Origin of the sequence: Mycobacterium sp. E342, from assembly GCF_001667665.1 — a bacterium.
In the GTDB taxonomy this organism is placed as follows: Bacteria; Actinomycetota; Actinomycetes; order Mycobacteriales; family Mycobacteriaceae; genus Mycobacterium.
This window is the reverse complement of the sequence record NZ_LZJM01000034.1, coordinates 1-7,148: the sequence shown is the minus strand read 5'-3', so window position 1 is coordinate 7,148 and position 7,148 is coordinate 1. Positions and strand designations below refer to the sequence as shown.

Here is a 7,148-nt window from a genome sequence, read left to right as displayed (position 1 = left end):
TCAGCGGCTCGCCCAGCCGCGCGGCGTGTTCCTCGCCGGCGCTGTCCCGCCAGCGCGCCTCCCCCGAGTAGGCCAGGAACACCACCGGCCGGACCACCCCGTCGGCGAGGGCCTCGGCGTAGCCGTAGGTGTGGTCGGCCCGCGACCGGCGTACCCCGTCGGCGCCCGCCTCATAGTCGACGAACGGGATGGGGCTGTCGTCGCTGCGGAAGGGCGTGCCCGTCAGGGCGAGCCGGCGGGTAGCGTCGCCGAAGGCCTCGCGGATGGCGTCGCCCCAGGTCTTGGCGTCGCCGCCGTGGTGGATCTCGTCGAAGACGACCAGTGTCTTGCGCTGCTCGGTGCGCACCCGGTGCAGCGTCGGGTGCGCCGCGACCTGCGCGTAGGTGACCATCACGCCGTGGTACTCGCCGGAGGTGCGGGCGCTGGTGTTGGAGAACTTCGGGTCCAGGGCGATGCCGTGCCGCGCCGCGGCCTGCGCCCACTGCACCTTGAGGTGCTCGGTGGGCACCACCACCGTGATCTGCTCGACGGCGCGCTGGCTCAGCAGTTCGGCGGCGACCCGTAGGGCGAACGTCGTCTTCCCCGATCCCGGGGTGGCCACGGCCAGGAAATCGCGCGGCCGGCCGGCCAGGTATTTGACCAACGCCCGGCGCTGCCAGCCGCGCAGCGCCCTGCCGCCGCCGTCGACGGAGGTCTCCGTGCGATCGGCCGGTTGCACGGACATTTCCCCCCGTAGTTGCAGTTGTCGACGCGGACGGCCCGGTTAAGTGGCGGACGTGAAATGTAGCACGCCAACACTTTTCGGCGCAGTAACGACTCGAGCGTGGTTAACGCGGTTCGGCCGCCAGGTCGTGGGTCTCCAGCCACGCGAGGATGCGTTCGGCGACGTCAGCCCAACCCGGCTCGAGCATCATGTTGTGGCCCATCGAGAAGAATTCCGGTTCGGTGCGGTAGGCGCGCGCGGTGGCGCGCACGTCGCCGACGCTGACGAAGCCGTCGTACTCGGCGCCCAGCACCAGGATCGGCGTGGTCACCCGCCGGGTCCTGACGCGGCGGACCAGCGGGTCGGTCATGGCGGCGCGCACGCTTTCGGCCCCGGCGCGCCGCATGCAGGATTCGACGACGGCCTCGGGCGTGTCGGCGCAGAAGAGGTACTCGCGGGTGAGCGCCGGGGTGGCGAGGAACTTCAGCAGCGTGCGGTCGCTCCAGGCTTCCATGGTCATCGACGGCCGGCGGCGCCAGACGCGCACCGCCAACCTCAGCACGCCCTGCGGCGGCACGGAGCCCACCAGCACCGCCGCCGGCGCTCGGTGGTCTTCGAGGTAGCGCTGGATCACGAAGCCGCCCAGGGAATGGCCTATGAGGACAGGGTGGCGCACCGGCGCGCCGCCCAGCCCGTCGGCCACGTTGCGGACGTCCTCGATGTAGTCGGCGATGGAGACCTTGTGCAGCGGCTTCGCCGTCGGGCTGGCGCCGTGCCCGCGCAGGCTCACCGCGACCGCGCGGTAGCCGGCGTCGGCGAAGAAGTCCAGGAAGTGCTCCCAGCACCACGCGCCGTGCCAGCCGCCGTGCACGAAGAGCAGCGGAACGGGATGGTCCCGGGTGCAGGATCCCTTGTCGATCACCTCGAGCATGGGAACCATTCAATAGCGCGCTCGCCTGCGCCGGGACCCGTTCGCCAGACATAAAGCGTTGCGACTGGCCTCGGCGTGTCGTCGCAGCCGTTGATGTGTCGTGGTCGGCGGGCGGCGCCAAGCCGGCCGACCGGCAGTGCCACTAGGCTGGCGGGGTGTTTGAATCGCTGTCCGACCGGTTGACCGGTGCACTTCAAGGGCTACGCGGCAAGGGTCGTCTGACCGACGCCGACATCGAGGCCACCACCCGCGAGATCCGGCTGGCGCTGCTGGAAGCCGACGTGTCGTTGCCCGTAGTGCGGGCGTTCGTCACCCGGATCAAGGACCGCGCCAAGGGCGCCGAGGTCTCGGGTGCCCTCAACCCGGCGCAGCAGGTCGTCAAGATCGTCAACGAAGAACTGATCGGCATCCTGGGCGGCGAGACCCGCCAGCTGGCGTTCGCCAAGACGCCGCCGACCGTGGTGATGCTCGCCGGCCTGCAGGGTTCCGGTAAGACCTCGCTGGCCGGCAAGCTGGCCGCGTGGCTGCGCGGCCAGGGGCACACCCCGCTGCTGGTGGCGTGCGACCTGCAGCGGCCGGCCGCCGTGAACCAGCTGCAAGTCGTCGGTGAGCGCGCCGGGGTCCCGGTCTTCGCGCCCCATCCCGGCGAGTCCCCCGAATCGGGACCCGGCGACCCGGTCGCGGTCGCGGCGGCGGGGCTCGCCGAGGCGCGGGCCAAGCACCACGACGTCGTCATCGTCGACACCGCCGGCCGGCTGGGCATCGACGACGAGCTGATGGCGCAGGCCGCGGCCATCCGGGATGCCGTCAACCCCGACGAAGTCCTGTTCGTGCTGGACGCGATGATCGGCCAGGACGCCGTGACCACCGCGGAGGCCTTCCGCGAGGGCGTCGGCTTCACCGGGGTGGTGCTGACCAAGCTCGACGGCGACGCCCGCGGTGGCGCCGCGTTGTCGGTGCGCGAGGTGACGGGCGTCCCAATCCTTTTCGCCTCCACCGGGGAGAAGCTGGAGGACTTCGACGTCTTCCACCCCGACCGGATGGCCAGCCGAATCCTGGGCATGGGCGACGTGCTGAGCCTGATCGAACAGGCCGAGCAGGTCTTCGACGCCCAGCAGGCCGAGGCCGCCGCCGCCAAGATCGGCACCGGCGAGTTGACGCTGGAGGACTTCCTGGAGCAGATGCTCGCCATCCGCAAGATGGGCCCGATCGGCAACCTGCTGGGCATGCTGCCCGGGGCCGGGCAGATGAAGGACGCGCTCGCCCAGGTCGACGACAAACAACTCGACCGCCTGCAGGCCATCATCCGCGGCATGACGCCCGAAGAACGGGCCGACCCGAAGATCATCAACGCGTCGCGGCGGCTGCGCATCGCCAACGGCTCGGGCGTGACCGTGTCGGAGGTGAACCAGCTGGTCGACCGCTTCTTCGAGGCCCGCAAGATGATGTCGTCGATGCTCGGCGGCATGGGCATCCCGGGCATGGGCCGCAAGTCCGCGACCCGAAAGGCCAAGGGCGCCAAGGGCAAGAAGGGTAAGAAGGGTGGGCGGGGCCCGACGCCGCCCAAGGTTCGCAACCCCCTCGGCGCCGGGATGCCGGGCATGCCGGCCGGGTTCCCCGACCTGTCGCACATGCCCGAAGGGCTCAACGAGCTGCCGCCCGGGCTTGCGGACTTCGACTTGTCCAAACTCAAGTTCCCAGACAAGAACTAGCCGCGCCGTGCGTATGCACGTGCGAGGTGTCGGACTGCCCGACGAGATCCCCACCGAGCTGTGGATCGTCGACGGGCGCATCAGCACCGAGCCCGTCACCGGGGCCGACACCGTCTTCGGGGCTTCTGGGGGCGGCTGGATTCTGCCCGGACTGGTCGACGCCCACTGCCACGTCGGCCTCGGCGAGCACGGCGAGATCCCGCTCGACGAGGCGATCACGCAGGCCGAGACCGAACGCGACGTCGGGGCGCTGCTGCTGCGTGATTGCGGCTCACCGACCGACACCCGCAGCCTCGACGACCGCGACGACCTGCCCCGCATAATCCGCGCCGGAAAACATCTGGCCAGGCCCAAGCGCTACGCGGCCGGCTTCTCGCGTGAGCTCGAAGACGAATGGCAATTGCCCGAGGCGGTGGCGGAAGAGGCGCGCCGCGGGGACGGCTGGATCAAGCTGGTCGGCGACTGGATCGATCGCAGCGTCGGCGATCTCGCCCCGCTGTGGTCCGACGACGTGCTCAAGGCCGCAATCGAGACCGCGCACGCCCACGGTGCCCGGGTCACCGCGCACGTCTTCAGTGAGGACGCGCTGCCCGGGTTGATCAACGCCGGCATCGACTGCATCGAACATGGCACCGGTCTCACCGACGACACCATCGCGTTGATGGTCGAGCACGGAACGGTCTTGGTCCCCACGCTGGTCAACATTGTCGAGAACTTCCCCGGCATCGCCGACGCCGCCGCCGCGAAGTATCCGACCTACGCCGCCCACATGCGCGACCTGCATGCTCGTGGCCTGTCGCGGATCGCCGCCGCCCGCGATGCGGGCGTGCCGATCTACGCCGGCAGTGACGCCGGCACCATGGTCGCGCCCGGGCGCATCGCCGATGAGGTCGAGGCGCTCAAGGGCATCGGGATGAGCCCGGCCGAGGCATTGGGCGCGGCGTGCTGGGACGCGCGCCGCTGGCTGGGCCGACCCGGCCTCGATCACGGCGCGCCCGCCGACCTGCTGTGCTACGCGCAGGACCCGCGGTCGGGCCCGCACGTGCTACGCCGTCCGGACCTGGTGATATTGCGCGGCAAGGCGTTTCGCCCGCCGGCCTAGGCCGGCACCGGCCCGACGGACGGACACACCGGACAGAAAAGATTGCGAGTGCTTGCTATCTATGTTACGGTCCGTGTCACCGCGAGGACCAGGAGGCAAGAGTGGCGTACGACGTGATCATCCGCGACGGGCTGTGGTTCGACGGCACCGGCGGAGCACCGCAGACCCGCACGCTGGGCATCCGCGACGGCGTGGTGGCCACGGTGTCGGACGGGCCGCTGGACGAGGCGGGTTGCCCCGACGTGATCGACGCGGCCGGCAAGTGGATCGTGCCCGGCTTCATCGACGTGCACACCCACTACGACGCCGAGGTGCTGCTGGACCCGGGCCTGCGGGAGTCCGTGCGCCACGGTGTGACCACGGTGTTGCTGGGCAACTGCTCGTTGTCCACGGTCTACGCCAACGCCGAGGACGCCGCCGACCTCTTCAGCCGGGTCGAGGCCGTTCCCCGCGAATACGTCTACGGCGCCCTGCAGGACAAGACGTGGTCCACCCCGGCGGAATACATCAAGGCGATCGACGCCCTGCCGCTCGGTCCGAACATCGGCTCGCTGCTTGGTCATTCGGACCTGCGGGCCGCGGTGCTGGGGCTCGACCGGGCCACCGACGCCGCCGTCGCGCCCACCGGCGCCGAGCTGGAGAAGATGGCGGACCTGCTCGACGACGCGCTGGAAGCCGGGATGCTCGGCATGTCCGGCATGGACGCGGCCATCGACAAGCTCGACGGTGAGCGCTTCCGGTCGCGGGCGCTGCCGTCCACCTTCGCGACCTGGCGCGAGCGGCGCAGGCTGATCAAGGTGCTGCGCAAGCGCGGCCGCCTGCTGCAGAGCGCCCCCAACGTGGCGAAGCCGTCGACCGGGATGCTGTTCTTCCTGGCCAGCAGCCGGATCCTGAACCGCGGCAAGGGCGTTCGGATGAGCATGCTGGTATCGGCCGACGCCAAGTCGATGCCGTTGTCGGTGTACGTGTTCGGCCCGGGGACGCGGCTGCTGAACAAGCTGCTGGGCGCCAGCGTGCGGTTCCAGCATCTGCCGGTGCCGTTCGAGTTGTACTCCGATGGAATCGACCTGCCGGTATTCGAGGAGTTCGGCGCCGGAACGGCCGCGCTGCACCTACGGGACCAGTTGGAGCGCAACGAGTTACTGGCCGACAAGGAATACCGACGGAAGTTCCGCCGCGAGTTCGACCGCGTCAAGCTCGGACCGTCGTTGTGGCACCGCGACTTCCACGACGCGGTCATCGTCGAATGCCCCGACGAGTCGTTGATCGGCAAGAGCTTTGGCGCCATCGCCGAGGAGCGCAAGCTGCACCCGCTCGACGCGTTCCTGGACGTGCTCGTCGAAAACGGCGAGCGCAACGTGCGGTGGACAACCGTCGTCGCCAACCACCGCCCCAAGCTGCTCGACGCGCTCGCCAACGAGGGCAGCGTGCACATGGGTTTCTCCGACGCCGGCGCGCACCTGCGCAACATGGCTTTCTACAACTTCCCGGTCAAGCTGCTCAAGCGGGTTCGGGATGCCCAGCGGGCCGGCGCGCCGTTCATGTCCACGGAGCGCGCGGTGCACCGGCTGACCGGTGAGCTGGGGGAGTGGTTCGGCGTCGACGCCGGCACGCTGCGCCAGGGCGACCGCGCGGACTTCGTGGTGATCGACCCGGCCGGCCTCAACGAAACGGTCGAGGGCTACTACGAGGATGAGGTGCCGTTCTACGGCGGCCTGCGGCGCATGGTCAACCGCAACGACGACGCCGTCGTCGCGACCGGTGTGGGGGGCGCCGTCGTCTTCCGTGCGGGCCCGTGCGGAGGCGAGTTCAGGGACGGCTACGGCCAAACCGTCAAGTCGGGCCGCTACCTGCGCGCCGGCCAGCGGCACCGCGGCCGGAGCGCCCTGACAATCGGGGCCTGACATGGCGAGAACCCAGCAGCAGCGTCGGGAAGAGACCGTGGGGCGGCTGCTCGACGCCTGCATCGACACCATCATCGAGGTCGGCTATGCCCGGGCGTCCGCCGCCGTGATCACCAAGCGCGCGGGCGTGTCCGTGGGCGCCCTGTTCCGGCACTTCGAGACCATGGGCGACTTCATGGCGGCCACCGCGTCGGAGGTGCTGCGTCGTCAGCTCGAGACGTTCACCAAGCGGGTCGCCGAGATACCGCCCGATCGGCCGGCGCTGGAAGCCGCCTTGGCGATCCTGCGCGACCTCACCGCCGCGCCCAGCAACGCCGTGCTGTACGAGCTGCTGGTCGCCGCGCGCACCGACGAAAAGCTCAGGGCCACTTTGCAAACCGAGCTGCGCCAGTACTCCGCGAAGATCCACGACGCCGCCCGTTCGCTGCCCGGCGCCGAGAGCTTCCCCGAAGAGACGTTCCCGGTGCTGGTCTCGGTGCTGACCAACGTGTTCGACGGGGCCGCGGTGGTGGAGGGGGTGCTGCCGCAGCCGCAGATCGCCGAGCAACGGATCCCGATGCTGATGACGCTGCTGTCCGCGGCGGCGCCGGACGCGGGCCGCCCGGAATAGCTACAACGAGCCGATGCTGGACTGCGGGCTTTGCGCGAATCCCCAGTCGAACAACGTCGCCGCCTGGTCCCAGTACGTCGGTCCGCCCTCTTTGATCAGCCCGTACATCATCGCGATGACCAGCCGACGGCCACCGCGGGCGGCGGCCCCGACGAAGGTCTTGCGGGCCGCGTTGGTGAACCCGGT

The 7,148-nt window shown here is 70.1% G+C and carries 6 protein-coding genes and 1 pseudogene; 4 read left to right on the top strand and 3 right to left on the bottom strand.

Annotated features, from left to right (window positions below):
- Together A5692_RS01950 and A5692_RS01945 are read right to left on the bottom strand one after the other, a co-directional pair.
- Window positions 1-724, bottom strand: a 724-nt coding sequence (locus A5692_RS01950; RefSeq protein ID WP_156765878.1) for a DEAD/DEAH box helicase, incomplete at its 3' end; no start/stop codon positions are given.
- A 103-nt stretch (window positions 725-827) separates the two neighbouring features.
- Window positions 828-1,634: an alpha/beta hydrolase gene (locus A5692_RS01945; protein WP_068051504.1), complete on the bottom strand. Its 807-nt coding sequence runs from the start codon at window positions 1,632-1,634 to the stop codon at window positions 828-830.
- A 155-nt stretch (window positions 1,635-1,789) separates the two neighbouring features.
- Between A5692_RS01945 and ffh the strand changes: the two genes are divergently transcribed.
- From ffh to A5692_RS01925, 4 genes are read left to right on the top strand one after another with little or no spacing between them, the layout of a single operon-like run.
- Window positions 1,790-3,346 carry a signal recognition particle protein gene (ffh, locus tag A5692_RS01940; RefSeq protein WP_068051502.1) on the top strand — a complete coding sequence of 519 codons (1,557 nt, stop codon included), beginning with the start codon at window positions 1,790-1,792 and terminating at the stop codon, window positions 3,344-3,346.
- A 13-nt stretch (window positions 3,347-3,359) separates the two neighbouring features.
- Window positions 3,360-4,448, top strand: coding sequence for an amidohydrolase family protein (locus A5692_RS01935; protein ID WP_156765879.1), 1,089 nt, complete (start codon window positions 3,360-3,362; stop codon window positions 4,446-4,448).
- 41 nt (window positions 4,449-4,489) lie between these two features.
- Window positions 4,490-6,352, top strand: a complete 1,863-nt coding sequence (locus A5692_RS01930; protein ID WP_369830248.1) for an amidohydrolase family protein — start codon at window positions 4,490-4,492, stop codon at window positions 6,350-6,352.
- 1 nt (window position 6,353) lies between these two features.
- Window positions 6,354-6,962, top strand: a complete 609-nt coding sequence (locus A5692_RS01925) for a TetR/AcrR family transcriptional regulator (RefSeq protein ID WP_068051495.1) — start codon at window positions 6,354-6,356, stop codon at window positions 6,960-6,962.
- Here the strand turns inward: A5692_RS01925 and A5692_RS01920 are convergent.
- Window positions 6,963-7,148 (bottom strand): annotated as a pseudogene (locus tag A5692_RS01920) (D-alanyl-D-alanine carboxypeptidase); the annotation flags it as partial.